15 protein-coding genes are annotated in these 18,975 nt (G+C 33.6%); 6 read left to right on the forward strand and 9 right to left on the reverse strand.

Features of this window, described 5'->3' with window-relative positions:
• Positions 1-72: 72 nt before the first annotated feature.
• A complete protein-coding gene (gene hslV, locus GYX25_RS00275) occupies positions 73-600 on the forward strand; it encodes an ATP-dependent protease subunit HslV (protein WP_025316169.1) in 528 nt (175 codons plus the stop codon).
• A 23-nt stretch (positions 601-623) separates the two neighbouring features.
• Positions 624-1,952 (forward strand): HslU--HslV peptidase ATPase subunit, encoded by a 1,329-nt coding sequence (gene hslU, locus GYX25_RS00280; RefSeq protein WP_091347655.1) that lies wholly within the window; start codon positions 624-626, stop codon positions 1,950-1,952.
• 743 nt (positions 1,953-2,695) lie between these two features.
• Here hslU and asmA read toward each other — a convergent pair.
• From asmA to mltA, 3 genes are all read right to left on the reverse strand, one after another.
• Entirely contained in the window at positions 2,696-4,576 is a 1,881-nt protein-coding gene (gene asmA / locus GYX25_RS00285; protein ID WP_174786416.1) for an outer membrane assembly protein AsmA, read from the reverse strand.
• Between the two features lie 32 nt (positions 4,577-4,608).
• A complete protein-coding gene (gene dcd / locus GYX25_RS00290; RefSeq protein WP_091347650.1) occupies positions 4,609-5,190 on the reverse strand; it encodes a dCTP deaminase in 582 nt (193 codons plus the stop codon).
• Positions 5,191-5,260: 70 nt separating this feature from the next.
• The gene (gene mltA / locus GYX25_RS00295; RefSeq protein ID WP_091347648.1) at positions 5,261-6,340 is read right to left on the reverse strand and encodes a murein transglycosylase A; all 1,080 of its coding nucleotides are present in this window, start codon (positions 6,338-6,340) and stop codon (positions 5,261-5,263) included.
• Between the two features lie 189 nt (positions 6,341-6,529).
• On the opposite strand from mltA, the gene cycA reads away from it, so the two are divergent.
• Positions 6,530-7,906 carry a D-serine/D-alanine/glycine transporter gene (cycA, locus tag GYX25_RS00300; protein WP_342211582.1) on the forward strand — a complete coding sequence of 459 codons (1,377 nt, stop codon included), beginning with the start codon at positions 6,530-6,532 and terminating at the stop codon, positions 7,904-7,906.
• A 49-nt stretch (positions 7,907-7,955) separates the two neighbouring features.
• Here the strand turns inward: cycA and GYX25_RS00305 are convergent, their stop codons facing one another.
• Positions 7,956-8,981 (reverse strand): TerC/Alx family metal homeostasis membrane protein, encoded by a 1,026-nt coding sequence (locus GYX25_RS00305; RefSeq protein ID WP_091347642.1) that lies wholly within the window; start codon positions 8,979-8,981, stop codon positions 7,956-7,958.
• 182 nt (positions 8,982-9,163) lie between these two features.
• Here GYX25_RS00305 and dacB point away from each other — a divergent pair, with 182 nt between their 5' ends.
• A complete protein-coding gene (gene dacB / locus GYX25_RS00310) occupies positions 9,164-10,600 on the forward strand; it encodes a serine-type D-Ala-D-Ala carboxypeptidase (protein ID WP_091347639.1) in 1,437 nt (478 codons plus the stop codon).
• A gap of 79 nt (positions 10,601-10,679) precedes the next feature.
• Here the strand turns inward: dacB and GYX25_RS00315 are convergent, their stop codons facing one another.
• Both GYX25_RS00315 and GYX25_RS00320 read right to left on the reverse strand, forming a co-directional pair.
• The gene (locus GYX25_RS00315; RefSeq protein WP_091347636.1) at positions 10,680-12,515 is read right to left on the reverse strand and encodes an ABC transporter ATP-binding protein; all 1,836 of its coding nucleotides are present in this window, start codon (positions 12,513-12,515) and stop codon (positions 10,680-10,682) included.
• Positions 12,516-12,765: 250 nt separating this feature from the next.
• A complete protein-coding gene (locus GYX25_RS00320) occupies positions 12,766-13,455 on the reverse strand; it encodes a LexA family transcriptional regulator (protein ID WP_091347633.1) in 690 nt (229 codons plus the stop codon).
• A 554-nt stretch (positions 13,456-14,009) separates the two neighbouring features.
• Between GYX25_RS00320 and GYX25_RS00325 the strand changes: the two genes are divergently transcribed.
• Positions 14,010-14,186 carry a Sec-independent protein translocase subunit TatA gene (locus GYX25_RS00325; protein WP_065637331.1) on the forward strand — a complete coding sequence of 59 codons (177 nt, stop codon included), beginning with the start codon at positions 14,010-14,012 and terminating at the stop codon, positions 14,184-14,186.
• 14 nt (positions 14,187-14,200) lie between these two features.
• Entirely contained in the window at positions 14,201-15,385 is a 1,185-nt protein-coding gene (locus GYX25_RS00330; protein ID WP_091347627.1) for an FAD-dependent monooxygenase, read from the forward strand.
• A 13-nt stretch (positions 15,386-15,398) separates the two neighbouring features.
• On the opposite strand, the gene GYX25_RS00335 is transcribed toward GYX25_RS00330, so the two are convergent.
• The 3 genes from GYX25_RS00335 to pheA all read right to left on the reverse strand — a co-directional run bounded on the left by GYX25_RS00335 (position 15,399) and on the right by pheA (position 18,880).
• Entirely contained in the window at positions 15,399-16,610 is a 1,212-nt protein-coding gene (locus GYX25_RS00335) for an MFS transporter (protein ID WP_091347624.1), read from the reverse strand.
• Positions 16,611-16,678: 68 nt separating this feature from the next.
• Positions 16,679-17,722: an A/G-specific adenine glycosylase gene (gene mutY / locus GYX25_RS00340; RefSeq protein ID WP_091347622.1), complete on the reverse strand. Its 1,044-nt coding sequence runs from the start codon at positions 17,720-17,722 to the stop codon at positions 16,679-16,681.
• Between the two features lie 6 nt (positions 17,723-17,728).
• Positions 17,729-18,880: a bifunctional chorismate mutase/prephenate dehydratase gene (gene pheA, locus GYX25_RS00345; RefSeq protein ID WP_091347619.1), complete on the reverse strand. Its 1,152-nt coding sequence runs from the start codon at positions 18,878-18,880 to the stop codon at positions 17,729-17,731.
• Positions 18,881-18,975: the final 95 nt, after the last annotated feature.

Below are 18,975 nucleotides of genomic sequence, written 5' to 3' on the forward strand. Positions count from 1 at the left end.
ATTACATTAATCATCCCAATATATCCTCTATTCATTCTGAATCAAGTTTTTAAGTAAAAGAAGGAGCAGAACATGACAACAATTGTCAGTGTCCGTCGTGAGGGGCAAGTCGTTATCGGTGGTGATGGCCAAGTCACGTTAGGCGAACGTATTATTATGAAAGGTAATGCTCGTAAAGTTCGTCGTTTATATAATAACAAAGTGATTGCAGGTTTTGCCGGTGGTACTGCTGATGCTTTTACTCTATTTGAGCTATTTGAGCGAAAATTAGAAATGCACCAAGGACATTTAACCAAAGCTGCTGTTGAACTAGCTAAAGATTGGCGAACTGATAGAATGCTACGTAAACTAGAAGCGTTACTTGCTGTTGCTGACGAAAGTGCATCACTGATTATTACAGGGACTGGTGATGTTATTCAACCAGAAGATGATTTAATTGCTATTGGTTCTGGTGGTCCTTATGCGCAAGCAGCGGCTCGGGCTTTATTAGATAATACCTCACTTTCTGCACATGATATTGTGCAAAAATCATTATCGATTGCTGGTGATATTTGTGTTTATACTAATAATTTCCAAACAATCGAAGAACTTAATTATTAATCTGATTTAAGAGAAATTTAACTATGTCTGAAATGACTCCTCGTGAGATTGTAAGCGAATTAAACCAACACATCATAGGACAAGATAAAGCTAAACGTTCTGTAGCTATAGCATTGCGTAATCGCTGGCGTCGGATGCAGCTAGATGAAACATTGCGTCATGAAGTTACGCCTAAAAATATACTGATGATTGGTCCAACTGGTGTGGGTAAAACTGAAATAGCAAGACGCTTAGCAAAATTGGCTCGTGCGCCATTTATTAAAGTAGAAGCGACTAAATTTACTGAAGTTGGTTATGTGGGAAAAGAAGTAGATTCAATTATTCGTGACTTAACCGACTCAGCGGTAAAAATGATCCGTCAGGAAGCAATGGAGCGAAATCGTAATCGAGCGGAAGAACTTGCTGAAGATCGTATTTTAGATGTGCTTGTGCCACCAGCTAAAGATGGTTGGGGACAAGTTGAAGATAATCATAATTCAACAGCAAGGCAAGCTTTTCGTAAAAAATTGCGTGAAGGTTCTCTTGACGATAAAGAGATAGAAATTGAGTTAGCTGGTGTGAATATCGGTGTTGAAATTATGGCTCCTCCAGGTATGGAAGAGATGACAAACCAATTACAATCAATGTTTCAAAATTTAGGTGGACAAAAAACTAAACCACGTAAAATGAAGATTAAAGATGCGTTTAAACAGCTTATCGAAGAAGAGGCTGCTAAATTGGTTAATCCTGATGAACTTAAGCATGAAGCGATTGAAGCGGTTGAGCAAAACGGAATTGTTTTTATTGATGAGATAGATAAAGTCTGTAAACGAGGTAACTCTTCAGGTCCAGATGTTTCACGTGAGGGTGTACAACGAGATCTTTTACCATTGGTTGAAGGTTGTACTGTGTCGACTAAACACGGGGCTGTTAAAACAGATCACATCTTGTTTATTGCATCAGGTGCTTTTCAAACTGCCAATCCATCTGATTTAATTCCTGAATTGCAAGGTAGATTGCCAATTAGAGTGGAATTACAGGCACTGACTAGCGAAGATTTTGAACGTATTTTAACTGAACCGAACGCTTCACTTACTGTGCAGTATAAAGCGCTAATGGCAACGGAAGGCGTTAATATAGATTTTACTCCTGATGGTATTCGTAAGATTGCAGAATCAGCATGGCAAGTGAATGAGCAAAATGAAAATATTGGTGCTCGTAGATTGCATACTGTATTAGAGCGTTTGATGGAAGAAGTTTCATTTGAGGCTAGTGAACTTGATGGACAAACTGTCACAATTGATGCGAAATATGTTGGCGATCATTTAGATAAACTTGTTGCAGATGAAGATTTAAGTAAGTTTATTTTATAAATAGCTTAGATATTAGGTATATAAAGGTGAGTTTTTCTCATCTTAAATTGCTATAAACCCCGAGATAATTCGGGGTTTATTTTTTTATTTGGATTTTACAATTTTGGGACAAGATAACCTAAAAAAGAAATAAAAATAGCTTTATTATTGTTTTTTTATATTTTGAGTAGGGTTACTACAAGTCAACTAACGAAAATCCAATACTATCGATATCTACTTAGTTATTAGCAAATGACAAACGGGAGCTATCTAGCATCAAACCCATATAAGGATGGAAGATGAGCAGATCACAAGGATATGTGTGTATCTGTATTGTACCTATTCAATGTTGCATAATAAATAATTTTTCTATAAATAAAAAATTAAATAAAATCAATACCTTTTCTGACTGATTTTGGTTGGGAATAAAACCGTTTTTTATTAGCTATAGGTAATTATTGAGTTTGATTCGGCAGGGGTTAGAGCTTTTGAGCTTTTTGGGAACAGTTTAGTTTTTGTGTATTAAAAATACCTAAAAGCAATTTACTAACATAGTGTTGAGCTTGTTTGCTAGATTTTATGTTAAAAAAACTTATTAAGGCTATAAAAACAGAGTTACTAGTTCACAAATAAATTTAAAATTAATGGATTTGTAATTTTACGGACAAAATGCTTTTGATTGTTTTTTTATTTAATAGTTGAGTTGAATCAAAAACTCGCTAAAAGCGAGCTTTTGATTAGTAAGCAATTTGAGTTTTTTATTATTACTTTTTGAGCAATCCATCTAATATATCAATGGCTTTGGATTTAGATTTTGAGTGATCTTTAGCATCACGATTTTCTAATTTATCACGAAGTTTGTCTAATCGCTCTTGTAATTTATCGCTTAGTATATCTGTGATTAATTTACCCATATCTATTTGGTAACGAAGATTAGCAAATTGCCCATAAATACGTAATGGTATTGTCAACTTTTGCAGTTTTCCAATTGTTTCGCTTTTGCCGTTCCAACCGCCAAACATTTTTAAATTCAAATTAATATCCAAATCTCGATTTAATATTCCAACCCTTCCTGAGCCATTAATGACATCAAGTGTCTCAGAACTCGCACTTAGTGTAGAAAATTCTAAGTTACCTTGTTTCAAGTAGGCATTGGTAGAAATTTTATGAAATTGCGTATATTTTTCTTGATTTTCAGGTGTTATGACATCTTTTGAATATTGTGCTGCTGCATTTTGGATAATACTTTGAATATTCATATTTTTGAGTTTTGCATTGGTCACAACAATATCTAGATTTCCTTGTAAGTTGGCTAACAGTTTGGAACCCGATAAACTGTTACTTTCTAAATCTCCAGTAGCGTTAAATAAACCATCTAGATCATTTTCGGTATTTATTTGATTAAAAAATGTGTTTAAATTAATATTTGTTATCTTAGAATTAAGCTTGATTAGCGTATTTTTTTGTTTACCATTTGCTACACCAGTTGCATCTATATGACCGTTAGCAAAATCTAAACTAATATTTTTAAATATTGCAATACCGTCATTATTAGTAATATCAACGTCAATGTTGTTTAATATTATTTTGTTGGCATTGAACTGTTTGATATTTAACTTAGCTTTAGCATTAAAAGTATTTAGAAAGCTTAATTCATTAGTGGTTTTTGTGATATTTGATACCACGGGTGATGTTTGTTGGTTAGCTATCTTTTCATTCGATTTTTCATCTATTTCCAAAATCGAAGAGAGATCGATTTTATCCGAATTTAACTGCAAATCGATATACGGTTTATTAGATAAATCGGCATTGATAGTACCAGTAACATGATTTTCATTAATTGAAAAAGATAAATTTTGGCTGTTTAATAACATTGGAGTCTGTTGGTAGTTAAATACACCATTAATACTACCTTTTAACTCTTTTGCTGAATTAGTAATGCCTTTATAGGTAAAATCTAACTTTTTTAAGTCGATTGTAGTTTGTTCTGGAAATTGATTTAAATCAACAGAAGCGTTAGCTATATAATATATATCTTGCTGATTTTTATCTATATTTCCTTTTAGATTGATGGAGATGTTTTTATCTTTGTTTTGTTCTATTACTAAATTAATATTTCTAAAGTTAATAAGATCATCATTATGTTGCAATACTACAGTGCTATCAGCAATTTCAAATTTATTTAGGTTAAATTCCCAATTAGATGAACTTTTTTGATCTTTTAAATCAGTAGGCCCATTAGTGATAGTATTCGAGGGTTTTTCAACTTTGTTTTTTGCAATATTACCTTTACTTTCATCGGTAATGTTGATGATTGCTGATTTTATAAATACATTTTTAACTGATAATTTTTTTGAAAAAAGAGGCAGTAATTCAACATCTAATCTCATATTATCTGCAGTTAAAATGGGTTTTTGGGAGCCATTATCGGATAGTTTTACTGAGTCAGTTAAAATACTTACTTGTGGCCATATGTGCCAGCGCAAATTACCATCGATAGATAATTCATAACCTGTTTTATCTTTTACCGTATTAGAAATAAATCCACGAAAATTGTTAGGATCGACAAAAACAATAAGAGAAACAATACTAATTGTGATAACTAAAATTAAAATAAGTAAAGTAACCAATATTTTTTTGATCATATTAATATTCCTTTTTTAAGGTTATAAACCGTTTAGTCTTTATCAATACGACTGGCGACAGCACCATGTTGGTCTTTATATTTAGCATCTTGTCTTCGGTTATATGGTCTTGAAGCTGGTCCTGTTAGTGTTTCAAAACTGAGTGCGCCGATGGTCATTCCTGGTCTAAGTGCTAATGGAATTTTTCCTGAATTGTAAAATTCTAATACAATTTGTCCTTGCCAACCAGGGTCGATTCGATGGGCTGTAACGTGAACCATAAGTCCTAACCTAGCAAGCGATGAACGTCCATCTAACCAACCAACCAAATCGTCAGGAATAGTGACTGATTCTAATGTTACCGCTAATGCTAATTCACCTGGATGTAAGTAAAAGGCATCACCTTCGGGTAATACCATTTCTTCACTCATCACACGTTCTAGTACTGCAGATACTTCTTCTTTAGGTCCACTTAAATCTATATAAGGTGTAGTATGTTCTCGAAAAGTTCGAAATTGGTTACCTAATCTAACATCAACGGTTGCACCATTAATACAGCTAGCTGCCGGTTGTGGAGTTATTTTTAATTTACCATTTTGTAAGTACGCTTCAATATCTCGGTCGCATAATCTCATGGGTGATCCTTAATTCAACTCGTATTGTGTTATTTTAACAGGTTCTTCTAATGGCGTCGATGCTAGTCGTTTAAGGTTTGATCACCCATGCACGGCCATAGTGGTTATAATACCCAGCTAATTTACCCGCTTTATCCCCAATACCTAAATAAAGGTCAAAATGGTGTCCTTTAATTGCGCCACCTACATCAAGTGCAACCATTAAACGAGTCTCTCTTCTACCGCGATATTGTCCATCGTTATCAAGGAGGGGTACATCAACTAATACCACCGAACCAATTGGTATTAGTGATTTATCAGAGGCGATAGATGCATTAGCAACTAAAGGTACTGCAGCAGCCCCTTTTACTTCAGCATTGTGTTGTGGTTTAAAAAAAATAAATGAGCGGTTTTGAATTAATAGTTCTTTCAGTTTTTTTTCACTTTTATTTTTAGCCCAATCTTTGATAGCTTGTATCGACATTTTTTCTTTTTCGATTTCACCTTGTTCTACTAGTAATCTTCCAATGCTTGAATAGCCATGACCATTTTTACCACCATAGCAGAAGAAGACTAAAGGGGAACCATCTTCGAAATCAATATAGGCACTGCCTTGCACTTCCATGATGAAGTTATCCATTAAAGAGTTACTATAAGCGATTTCAAGCCCTTTCCCTGACAATGCTCCATTATAAATTTGTTCACGGCTTGGCAATCTTCCTTTTATTGTTTTGGGGGGCATTTTATAAATTGGGTATTTGAATTCTGCAGTAGGGGTATGTCTTGCTTTAATCACAGGAGTGTAATAACCCGTTAAATGTACGTTACCATAGCCGTCTTGCCCAGCCATTTCATAGCTATTTAATCCGACTTTTTTAAATTCACTGGTGCTTAATGAGCGGTTAATCCAAGCATCGATAGCTTTATATATATGCTCATTTTTTTGATATAAAGATGGTGATATTTCTTTAATTTTTGAAACTTGGATAATATAGTCAGAAATGTTAATAGGGGCGGACAGTTGTGGATGGCTGATATTGAGAGGTAATGGTAATTTTCCATCTCTATATTCCTTTCCTTCATTTTTGTTGCTTTGACAACCGCTCAATAGTGATAACATAATAAAAAAGCATAAAGCATAAAAACGATAGTAATGGTTGTTTTCTTTCATCTTAGTCATTAATTATAATAAGTTCTCAAACATAGAATGCTATGCTACAAGATTCTATTATAAGAAACTACAGATAATTATTACGAATCTATAAAAAGTTTTCATAAAGATTCAGCTTGCGATTTTATTTTATAGACTTTATAGTCCTATACTCTTAGAAAATCGAGAAATTGTGAAAAAAAGGAAATAATAGCGATGAGCATTACATCCTCAAAGCATGATCTAAAACGTAACCTTTCTAACCGTCATATTCAATTAATTGCAATTAGTGGTGCAATTGGTACTGGCTTATTTATGGGCTCAGGAAAGACAATTAGCCTTGCTGGACCTTCTATTATTTTTGTGTATATGATTATTGGTTTTATCCTTTTTTTTGTTATGCGTGCGATGGGTGAAATCCTTCTTTCTAATTTGAAGTACAAGTCTTTTAGTGATTTTGCCAATGACCTTTTAGGTCCTTGGGCTGGATTTTTTACTGGTTGGACTTATTGGTTTTGCTGGGTGGTTACAGGAATTGCGGATGTTATTGCAATTGCTGGATATGCGCAACATTGGTTTCCTGAATTGCAATCTTGGATACCAATGTTATTGACTGTTGTCTTGCTATTAACTTTAAATTTATTAACCGTAAAAATGTTTGGTGAGACAGAGTTTTGGTTTTCAATGATTAAGATTGTTGCAATTTTAGCACTGATTGGTATTGGGCTAATACTTATTATAACCGCTTTCCATTCCGAACAAACAGATACTACAGCAGCATTTTCGAATCTATGGGAGTACGGAGGATTTTTTCCTCATGGTACTATGGGCTTTTTTGCTGGATTTCAAATTGCTATTTTTGCTTTTGTGGGAATTGAATTAGTTGGCACAACTGCAGCGGAAACAGTCGATCCGAACAAAAATTTGCCTCGTGCTATTAACTCTGTGCCAGCACGTATTATCTTTTTCTATGTTTTTGCTTTAATCATTATTATGAGTGTCACACCTTGGACGTTAATTTCCCCAAATAAAAGCCCGTTCGTTGAATTATTTACTTTAATTGGTTTACCAGCGGCTGCAAGTATTATTAATTTCGTAGTACTTACATCAGCTGCATCTTCCGCTAATAGCGGTATTTACTCAACAAGCAGAATGCTATTTGGACTTGCTAAAAAACAAGATGCGCCAGAGCCTTTTGGAAAATTATCAAGTCGTTCAGTGCCGGCTAATGGTTTAGTATTTTCGTGTGCTTGTTTATTTGGTGGTGTAGTTTTGATTTACTTAGTGCCTAATGTTATGGAAGCTTTTACTATAGTAACTACAATTTCGGCTATTTTATTTATGTTTATTTGGTCGATGATTCTTATTTCTTATATTGCTTATCGTTGTAAAAAAGTAAACTTGCATGAACAATCCCAATTTAAAATGCCTGGTGGTATTTTGATGTGTGTTGTCTGTTTAGTGTTTTTTGCTTTCGTGATTGTGTTACTTACTTTCGAGGCAGATACCCGCCAAGCATTACTGGCAACACCTATTTGGTTTGTTATTTTAGGTGTGAGCTATTTTATTCGCTCGTTAAAACGATAATAAATCTAAACTTAAAATGGCAGGGACCCTGCCAATATTGTTATTGCTATTATTGAGCTTTATTCTTTTCTGGCCATATAATACTGGCAATAATACCCAAAGCTAGTATGCCTAAAACGATATAAAGACTTGTGCTTGGATAGATATCAATACCATATCCAAATAAATGGTTGCTTGCATTTAAAGCTAATTTTCCGGCAATAAAAAAGAGTAAGCAGATAACCGCTTTACCAAGGTGAACTAAATACTGTTTCATGGCTTGTAAAATAAAGTACATAGTTCTAAGACCTAAAATAGCAAAGATCATAGCACTATAGACGATTAATGGTTCTTGGCTGACAGCGATTACTGCAGGAACTGAATCAAAGGCAAACATAACATCACTTAGTTCGATTACAATAATACATAAAAACAATGGTGTAGCATAAAAATTACTTTTAGGTATTGTATCAAATAAATTTTTGTTTTCAGGTTTTGTAAGCTCTGTATCAAGTTGTTTTTGAGATAATAAAAAGTGGTGGCCGACAATTTTGGGATAAGATGGAAAAATACGTTTGGCTATACGAAACGCAAAGTGATTTGAGTAATCTTTGATATCTTGGTCATTGTCTTGATTTTTCAACATCATAATTCCTGTGCAAGCAACTAAGATTGAAAATACAAATTCCATCCAAGGACCCAAATATAACAAACCTGTACCAATTACGACAAATATGGCGCGAAATATAATAGCACCAATAACTCCCCAATAAAGTAAGCGATGACGATAGTTATTTGGTACTGCAAACCACGAAAAAATAGCCATAATCACAAACAAATTATCAACTGATAATGCTTTTTCAAGGACATAACCTGTAATAAATAAGCTGGCTATAGCACTGCCATGATGAAGGTACAAATATAGTGCAAACACCAATGCAATGATTATCCAAAATAGTGACCAAACAATGGCATTGCTTAAACTAATTTGTTTATCGTTATGGTGAGCATATAAATCAATAATAATTGCGGCCAAGGCTAGCCCACTAAATACTAATATAGTTTCTATTGGAAAGCCTAATGAATCTTGAATCATAATTATATTACCTAATATTAATAGCTATATGGAGTGAATTTTGTGTTTTGGTTATATTGAATTATTCAATAAATAATAATTATAAAAGCGGTTGAGTATATATTGCTAGCTAAATCAAAAAAAGTTATATTTGCAACTTACATTTAACTGTTTTTAGTTAATACAATTTTGAGCTAAAATTCATGACAAAATTTAAAATAATTATTTTATTTCTTCTTCCTTTTTTTACAGGATTCTTGTATGCACTCTCGGTAGAGCCCTATATATCTTCTTTGCCTAAGGGAAGCGATTTATCTATTTTGGTTCAATCTGTAGAAAGTAAACCTAAGACTTTAGCAAAATATAAAAGTGATCAGTTCAAACAGCCTGCAAGTACTCAAAAGGTGATAACAGCCTTAGCCGCAGAGCTTGAATTAGGGCGTGATTTCCGATTTATAACTCGTATGCAAACCAATGGTTCAATAAGTAATAAACAGTTAAATGGTGATCTTATTATTCAATTAAGCGGAGATCCAACATTTACCCGAGAAAAATTAAAAAATATGATTATTGAACTGCGTAAAAAAGGTATTGAAAAAATTGCAGGAAATGTGATTTTAGATACTTCAATATTTACCAGTCATGATAAAGCTGAGGGGTGGTCGTGGAATAATTTAACAGCTTGTTACAGTGCTCCGCCATCGGCAGCGATTATTGATGATAATTGTTTCTATGCATCAGTGATACCAGGTAAAATCGGGGGTCAAGCTACGATATCTACGTCGTCTAACATTCCTGTCCAGGTGACGGGAAATGTGAAAACCATAGCTAAAAATAGTAAAGATATTAATGATAAGTATTGTGAGTTAGATGTTACCTATTCAGATAAAAATCGTTACCATCTGTCGGGATGCATTGCTGCAAGCTCAGATAAAACAGCGTTAAAATTTGCGGTAATTAATGGGGTGGAGTATTTTTCTACTATTTTAAAAAATGAGCTTAAACAGCAAAAAATAACGTATACAGGTTCACTTTTAGAACATAATCAAAGAGCTAATACTCAGTTGACTTTATTAGCATCTAGCCAATCAGAACTGCTTTCTGAGCTGTTAACGGTAATGCTTAAAAAATCAAATAATTTATATGCAGATGCCATTTTTAGAACGTTAGGTGCTCATTATTATAACGTTCAAGGTACATGGCGTAATGGTGGTGATGCTGTTAAGCAAATTTTACTCAAAAAAGCAGGTATTAATCTTGAGAACTTAGTTATTGTTGATGGTTCTGGGTTATCTAGATTAAACTTGGTAAGTGCTGATAAATTAATGGAAATTTTGCAATACATTGCTGCCCATAATACGCAATTAAGGATTATTGAAATGTTACCAATTGCTGGGGTTGATGGTACGTTGCAAAATCGTAAGAGTTTTAATCAAGCGCCTTTTAAAGAGACAATACGAGCTAAAACTGGTTATATTCAAGGATGCTATAATTTAGCTGGATTTATCCAAAAATCTGATGGTAAATATGTGGCTTTCGTGCAGTTACTATCAGGTTATCACGCCGATAGTCAAAGCGAACCCCAAAACAGTGCCATTATGCGTTTTGAATCGGAGTTTTATAAAAATTTTATTAACTAATAATTCCGTAAGAAGGACACATAAGTTTTATCTAAAATGAATATGTGTCCTAAAAATTATTTACTAGTAAAGCATAAAATTAGATATTAGCTGCTAAGAATCCGCCGCTTTGATGTTTCCAAAGTTGTGCATATAATCCATTTTTCATAAGTAACTCTTGGTGTGTTCCTTGCTCAATGATTTTTCCTTGATCTAGTACGACTAATCTATCCATTGCTGCAATGGTTGATAGCCGGTGAGCAATGGCAATGACGGTTTTACCTTCCATTAAAGAGTATAAGCTTTCTTGGATTGCTTGTTCAATTTCAGAATCCAGCGCACTTGTTGCTTCATCTAATAATAAAATAGGAGCATTTTTTAGGATAACGCGAGCAATTGCAATACGTTGTCTTTGCCCGCCAGATAATTTTATGCCTCGCTCACCAACAAATGCGTCATACCCAGTTCTACCTTTTGCATCAATTAGTGTTTGAATAAAGTTATCAGCATGTGCTTTTTGGGCGGCTTCAATCATTTGCTCGTCGGTTGCGTAATTGTTACCATAGAGTAAGTTTTCTCGCACTGTTCGATGCAATAATGAGGTATCTTGTGTCACCATACCAATTTGAGCTCGTAGGCTTTCTTGGCTAACAGTCGTAATATCTTGTCCATCAATAACAATTTTGCCACTTTGTAAATCGTAAAAGCGAAGTAATAAATTGATAAGTGTTGATTTACCTGCTCCTGAACGACCAACTAATCCTATTTTTTCACCAGATTTAATTGTTAAATCTAAATTTTCAATGACTGAATGACTCTGTTTTTTATCATAGGAAAAATAAATGTGTTTAAATTCAATTTTTCCTTGAGTAACATTAAGTGATGTTGCATTGGGTTGATCAACAACTGTTTTAGTTGCTGAAAAAGTATTAATACCATCTTTAACAACCCCAATATTTTCAAATAGGGCAGCCATTTCCCACATGATCCAGTGTGAAAAACCATTTAAACGAAGTGCAACAGCCGTTGTTGTCGCAATTGCACCAACACCAATGAACTGATTTATCCATAACCACAATGCAACGCCTGTTGTGCTTAGTACTAACAAAATAGACAATAAATGATTAACAATTTCAAAACTACTGACTAGGCGCATCTGTTTGTTTACAGTAACTAAAAACTCATCCATTGATTCTTGCGCATATTTTGCCTCATTGCCTGCATGAGAAAATAGTTTTACGGTCATAATGTTGGTATAGGCATCAGTCACTCGTCCTGTCATCGTAGAGCGAGCATTAGCCTGCATACTAGCGACTTTACTTAATCGGGGAATAAAATAATACATAGTAATGCCATAAATCAGACACCAACACATAAATGGCATTAATAACCAAATATCTAATTGGCCGATGATTGTTGCCATAGTAATAAACGAGATTAGGACATAGATGAAAATATCCGCTACTAAGAAACACGTATCGCGAACCGCTAGTGCTGTTTGCATGACTTTTGCTGATATTCTTCCAGCAAATTCATCTTGAAAAAAGCGCATACTTTGGTTAAGTACTAACCTATGTAGATTCCAGCGCATTCGCATTGGAAAATTTCCTGCTAGGCACTGATGTTTAATAATAGTTTGTAGTCCAATAATAATTGTACTGGATAGGATGATTAAGGTTAATAGTATTAATGTTGTTTTTTCTTGTTGCCAAAATTTGCTAGGTTCAACAATCGCAAGCCAATCAATAACTTTACCGAGGGCTGCGTATAAAAAGGCTTCAAAAGCTCCACCTAACGCGCTAAAAATAATTAATAGTAGTAAAAATAAACGAGTTCCTTCAGTTGATTGCCATATGAAACTAAAAAAATTTTTAGCCATAGGACGAGGTTCATCTGTCGGATAAGATGACACCAATTTTTCAAAAAATCGATACATGTTAGGCCTAATTAATAATAAGATTATTTATTGATAATATTATAAATAATATAGAAAAAAGGGGGTAATGCAAATAACTATAAATTAATTTTGCACTAATATGCTCCATGAAATTTAACAAACATAAATTAACTATCTAGCTGTTATTATTTAAGTTATAAACATCAAAGAAATTAGTAGGGAATAAAATGTTTAATATTCCCTCGTTTTTTATTATATCTCGAAAGTTAATATATAGCGATTAAAGACATTAATAAATATCTTTAATGATAAGTACAACACGTCCAACAATATGATATTTATGAAAGTCTGCTTTTGGTACTTCAATTGTAGGGTGTTGGCTATTGTTACAAATTAACAGCCACCCATCGAGAGTTAAACGTACTTTTCTTAAGAAAGTAATATCTTCATATTCAATTAAATAGATTGCTCCATCAACGATATCACTCACTTCAGTGTTAAGGATTAGACCGTTATTATTTTTTATTTCTGGTGACATTAAATCACCTTTGGCCCAATATATAATTAATTTTTTAGCATCTAAACCACGGTGTTTAACCCAACCTTCAATAATAGGATAATTCATTACCGGAGGGGTTTCTCTAACAAAACGTTCTTTTTGTGCCTCTTCTTTTGTTGGTAGCTGTTTTTTATAAACAGGAATACGATAAATATTTTCATTGTAAACATCTTCATCATTTTTGGAGTCTACAAATTCTAGTCTATGTCCCGTAGCAAGCCAATTAAAAGAAACATTACATTTTTCAGCAATAACTTCTAAGCGCGTCAGTGATGGGTATGTTTTTCCCGATAAATAATCTCGGATTACTGTTTCTGACATATCACATTTTTTAGCGAAAGCAGAAACAGATAAACCTTGCATTGAGCTATGTAATCTATCTTTGAAAGTTTTAACATTATTATTTTTAATTGCATTCATCTTTGACTCATTATTTCTTGCACAAGTTGATTGATTATAGTGTATTTTTAAATAATTTTGTACACATCCATAATATAGAAAATTAATGAACTCCTTTTTATTTTTTTGTTTCTGTGAATTGTTTAAAAAAACATAATTTGATTTTTTTCTGTTTTTGTTGCGTGCTTTTTCATTTTAATTTGTTTATTTTAATGTTTATATTTATTTTTTCAAGTTAATGTTGATATTGATCAAATGTTGTATTTTTCATTTATTTATTTGTTTTTGTTTGATTTGTATGTTTTTTTGTTATGCTGTGGCTAAATAAATAAAAAAATAAAAACGTTGACTAATGAGAAAAAAAACGGATAATAAGAAGGGTAAGGATTTTTCATTGTTTTCTTTCCTTATATTCCTTATATTTCATGTTGGCCTGTATAGTTTTATACAGGTCTTTTTTTTGTTCTTGAACTATTCATGAAATCCCATCATAAAAATAGTATAATAATATGCTATAAAATCTGTTTTAAGGCCTATCCTAAATAGAGACTTGTATTTATTGAGAGGAGTTTATTATGTCTTTTAGTATTCCACATCTTTTAGTGTTTCTTGCTGTAGTTATTTTATTATTTGGTACCAAAAAATTACGTAATTTAGGTTCAGATCTTGGTTCAGCATTGAAAGGCTTTAAAAAAGCGATGAATGATGACGAAGTGGAATCAAAAAATGATGATAAGTTAGATAATAAATAGATGTAATTATTGGTATGAATATTCAATTTGATGTGGCAATTGTAGGTGGAGGGTTAGTGGGGTTAGCGACAGCCTGCGCACTTAGTCAATATGCACTAAACATAGCAATTATAGATGCTAAAATCCATCAGCATGGATCATTGCCACATGGTGAAATAGGTATTAGAGCTTCAGCTATTAATGGCGCAAGTCAACGGTATTTTTCGCAAATCGGTATATGGGATGATCTGTGCGCTAGTCGACGTGTACAAGAGTTTAACGAAATAGGTGTATGGGAAAAATATGGTCAAGCTCATTTGTCTGCTCATGCTAAAGATTATGGTTATTCAAATCTTGGATATATAATCGAAAATAATGTTATTTCTCATTATCTTTACCAATATGCTAAAAAGTGTTCCAATATTCATTTTTATAATTTTGAAGCAATTGATTGTACATTTAATGACGATTTTGCCTTTTTGACACTTGCAGATAAAACTGTTTTACAATCTAAATTAATGATTGGTGCTGATGGTGCTCATTCTTGGGTACGTAGATGCAAAAATATTCCTGTTTTTGAACGAGATTATCTTCATCATGCTGTTATTACAACTGTTGAAACTGAGTATCCACATCAATCTTGTGCTAGACAAGTGTTTTATCCTAATGGGATTATCGCTTTTCTTCCGCTTTGGGATGCCAATAAAAGTTGCTTAGTTTGGTCGACTAAACCTGATAATGCGGCAAATTTAACCTCGCTTTGTGAATCTGAATTTTCAAATCAATTATTAGCGTTAACGGGCGATAAAGTAGGCAAATGCCAATTAATTAATCCGCGCATGGTATTTCCATTAAAAGCGCGTTTTGCAAAACAATTTATTAAACATCGCTTAGTTCTGATTGGTGATGCTGCACACACTATTCATCCTTTAGCTGGACAAGGCGTGAATTTAGGGTTTCAAGACTCCGCTTTATTAGTTTCGACAATTAAACAATTAATTGACACACAAAAAGATATTGGACTTGTAAATAATTTAAAGTCATTTGAGTTTAACCGTCGTAAAGATACGTTAGTGATGCTCACAGCCATGAGAACAATTCAAGATATGTTTAATGGAGATAATGTGCTGAAAAAGACATTAAGAACCATTGGCATGAATGCTATTAATCACAGTTCACTATTAAAAAAACAATTGATCAAATACGCTATGCATATTTGATTTAGGTCAACATTTAGTTAATGTGATTTTTGTCAAAAAGTTTCAGGTAGCAATGCGTTTTAGTATAAAAAAGCCAGCATATGATGCCTAATATTGCTAAAGACGTGCTTGCTATGATTATCGCTATCCATCCGTAATGACTAAATAAATAGGTCGAACCCACAGATCCTAGCATTCCGCCAATAAAATAGCATACCATATAACCTGTATTCATTCGGCTGCGTGCTTCGGGTCTGATTTGATAAATAGCATTCATATTCGACACATGGGTAACTTGTACGGCTAAATCTAACAAAATTACGCCGAAAATTAAGGCGAAAATTGAAAATTGCGCTAACGATAGGGGTAACCAAGCTAACAGCAATAAACATAATCCAATAGTGGTTGCAATAAAACCTTTGCCTTTGTCTGATAATTTTCCCACTATTGGTGATCCCATTGCACCAGCCGCACCAGCAAGTCCAAATAAGCCAATAATAAAATCAGAATAGTGGTATGGTGCATTAGTTAGTAAGAAAGCAAGAGGTGTCCATAATAGTGAAAATAGTGCAAACGATATAATGGCTAATAGTGAACGAATTCTAAGTGTTGGCTCTTGTTTATATAATAAAGCAATCGACCATAACAGCTTAAAATAATTAATGTTAATATCGCAACGGTAACTGGGTAGCGAAGCCCAGAGTAATAGCGTCACAATGGCCATAATACCTGTTGCAATCCAATACACATCATGCCAATCGGCAATGGTTGAAATGGCACCCGCAAAAGTTCGACCTAATAAAATACCTAGTAACATACCACTCATTAATGTGCCTACAATTTTACCACGATGTTCTGGTCTTGATAATGTAGCTGCAAAAGGAATTAAGACTTGTGCTACCGTTGAAAATAACCCTGTCATAGCTGTGCCTATTATAAGCATCCATATATTTTGAGATAAAGCGCTTACCATAAGTCCACAAGTGGATAATATCATTAAAATAATAATCAATCTTTTACGCTCTAGTTTATCACCAAGTGGTGTGATAAAAAGTAAGCCCACAGCATAACTAAATTGGGCAACCATAATGATTGATCCTGCATTTTCTACTTTTATATGCAGATTATTTGTAATTGAATGTAATAGCGGCTGAGCATAATAATTGCTAGCTATAGTAATACCAATAGCAAAAGCCATTAAAAAGACTAAGTAGCCAGATAAGCTTTGATGTTGTTTGTTTTGCATAACTTAATAGAGTAAAAAATAATGAGTAATTATATACTAAAAATAATGTAGATTCTGATAAAGAGGAGTTAATAAGTCGTTTGTTTTAATAAGTTATAAACAGGTGTTGCTAACCCTATTTTGGCATTGTCAGAGTTAAGATTATACCAATAGCCACAAGATTCATCCCAACATTTTGTATAATTAGTGATAACACAATGGATAGGAATAATATCTAAGTGAAAATGGCTAAAGGTGTGGCGAAAAGCAATAAGTTGCTTTGGTTTTGTTGTTTCAATGCCTTGTTCTTTTAACCAGTCAGTTAATGCTTGCTTACTTGAAAACTGAGGTAAACAATATAGTCCTCCCCAAATACCCGATGGTGGTCTTTTTTCTAGCCAAATAGCTTGATGATATTCAAGCATTAAAAAATAGGCTGTTTTTTCAGGAATAGTCTTTTTAGGTTTTGGGGCTGGATATTGTTGCCAAGTTTCATTTTTATAGGCAAGGCAATGATTATGTAAAGGACATAAAGTGCACTTAGGTTTAGTGCGAGTACAAACCATTGCCCCAATATCCATCATAGCTTGATTAAATTTTGCAACCTCTTTTTGAGGGGTAACTTGCTCACTCAATTGCCAAAGCTTATTTTCGACAGTTTTAATACCCGGCCAGCCTTTAACTGCAAAATATCGGGTTAAAACACGTTTTACATTGCCATCTAAAATTGGATAATGCTGATTTTGTGAAAGTGATAAAATTGCTCCTGCAGTTGAACGCCCAACACCGGGTAGGGCGATGACGTCGTCAAATTGTGTAGGGAACACGCCATTAAACTGTTCGGCAATCATTTGTGCTGCTTTATGTAAATTGCGCGCTCTTGCATAATAGCCAAGCCCTGTCCAAAGATGCAACACATCATCAATTGGTGATGTTGCTAGGTCAGTTACCTTGGGAAATTGTTCAATAAAACGGTTAAAGTAAGGGATTACCGTTGCAACTTGAGTTTGTTGCAACATCACTTCTGATAACCAAACATGATAAGCGCTTTTTTCAATTTGCCAAGGTAGCGATTTTCTACCGTACTGTTCATACCAATTAAGTACAGCTTGCGAAAACTGTTGCATAGTCATAGTTATTTACATTACAGCAACAATGGAATCACTTGGATAGCATCCGAGCACCTTGGTATATAACGTCATTGATGCTAGTTCTTTGAGTGCTGTTTGCATTTCATAAGAATGAATATTGCCTTGCAAATCAATATAAAACATTTCTTCCCATGGTGTACCATGAATTGGACGCGACTCAAGTTTAGTCATGACGATATTATGATTACGTAATACTAATAGGGCATCAACTAAAGCACCTGCTTGTTGACCTGTCTTCATTAAAATTGTGGTTTTAGCTGGAATTTGATCTGAAACCTCAATAGGCTGACGAGCCAGCACAATAAAACGCGTAATGTTTTCTTTTTGATTAGCAAAGTTGTGTTCAAGGACTTGCAGTCCATATAATTCACCGCCATCTTTATTACCCATTGCTGCAACATTAGGTTGATTCAATTTTGCAACAGTTTCCATTGCTGACGATGTACTGTCGCAGTATACAATCTTCCAATGCGGATAGCTTTCTAAAAAGTTACTGCATTGTTGGAATGGTTGTGGATGGCTATAAATGGTATCAATTTGTTCAATTTTTGAATTTAGCCCGGCAAGAATACAATGATCAATAGGTAAAGAAAGCTCACCAATAATGTGTAAGTTGGTTTTTTGCAGTAAATCATAAACTTCATTAATTGAGCCCGAGCTAGAATTTTCTATTGGTAAAATTCCATAATCTACAGCACCATTTTCGACTTGTTCAAAAATGTCTTTAAAGGTTGAACAGCTGAATTCAATCATTTCATCTAAATGAGCGCTTGCATAATGGCGTGCTGCAGAATGAGAATAAGATCCTTTTGGTCCTAAAAAAGCAACTTTGGCAGTGACAATAGTGCCGTGATTAAGTTTTTCTTGTAAGATTTTTTGTTGTAATAGTACAGAATCTTCGATAATTAATTGATATAAGCGTTTAATGAAAAGATCATCAAGATGATATTTTTTGCCTTGATTGATTAAGGCTTTTATAAGTAAACGTTCACGCTCAATATCACGTACTGGAATGTTTACTTCAATTTTAGTATGAATTACTTGCGTTGAGAGTTTGCGACGTTCAGCAATAAGTTCTAACAACGTTTTATCTAGTTCATTAATCTTATCTCGTAAAGGTAATAAAGGGTTTGCGCTCATTTTCATTAGATATTAAAAAAAAGATAGTTTGTATTATAACAAGCAAAAAAATAAAGGCACCATTAAAGTGCCTTTTTATTAAATTGAAAAAATAA

The sequence above is a fragment of the Gilliamella sp. ESL0254 genome, from assembly GCF_013344985.1.
Classification (GTDB): Bacteria; Pseudomonadota; Gammaproteobacteria; order Enterobacterales; family Orbaceae; genus Gilliamella; species Gilliamella bombicola.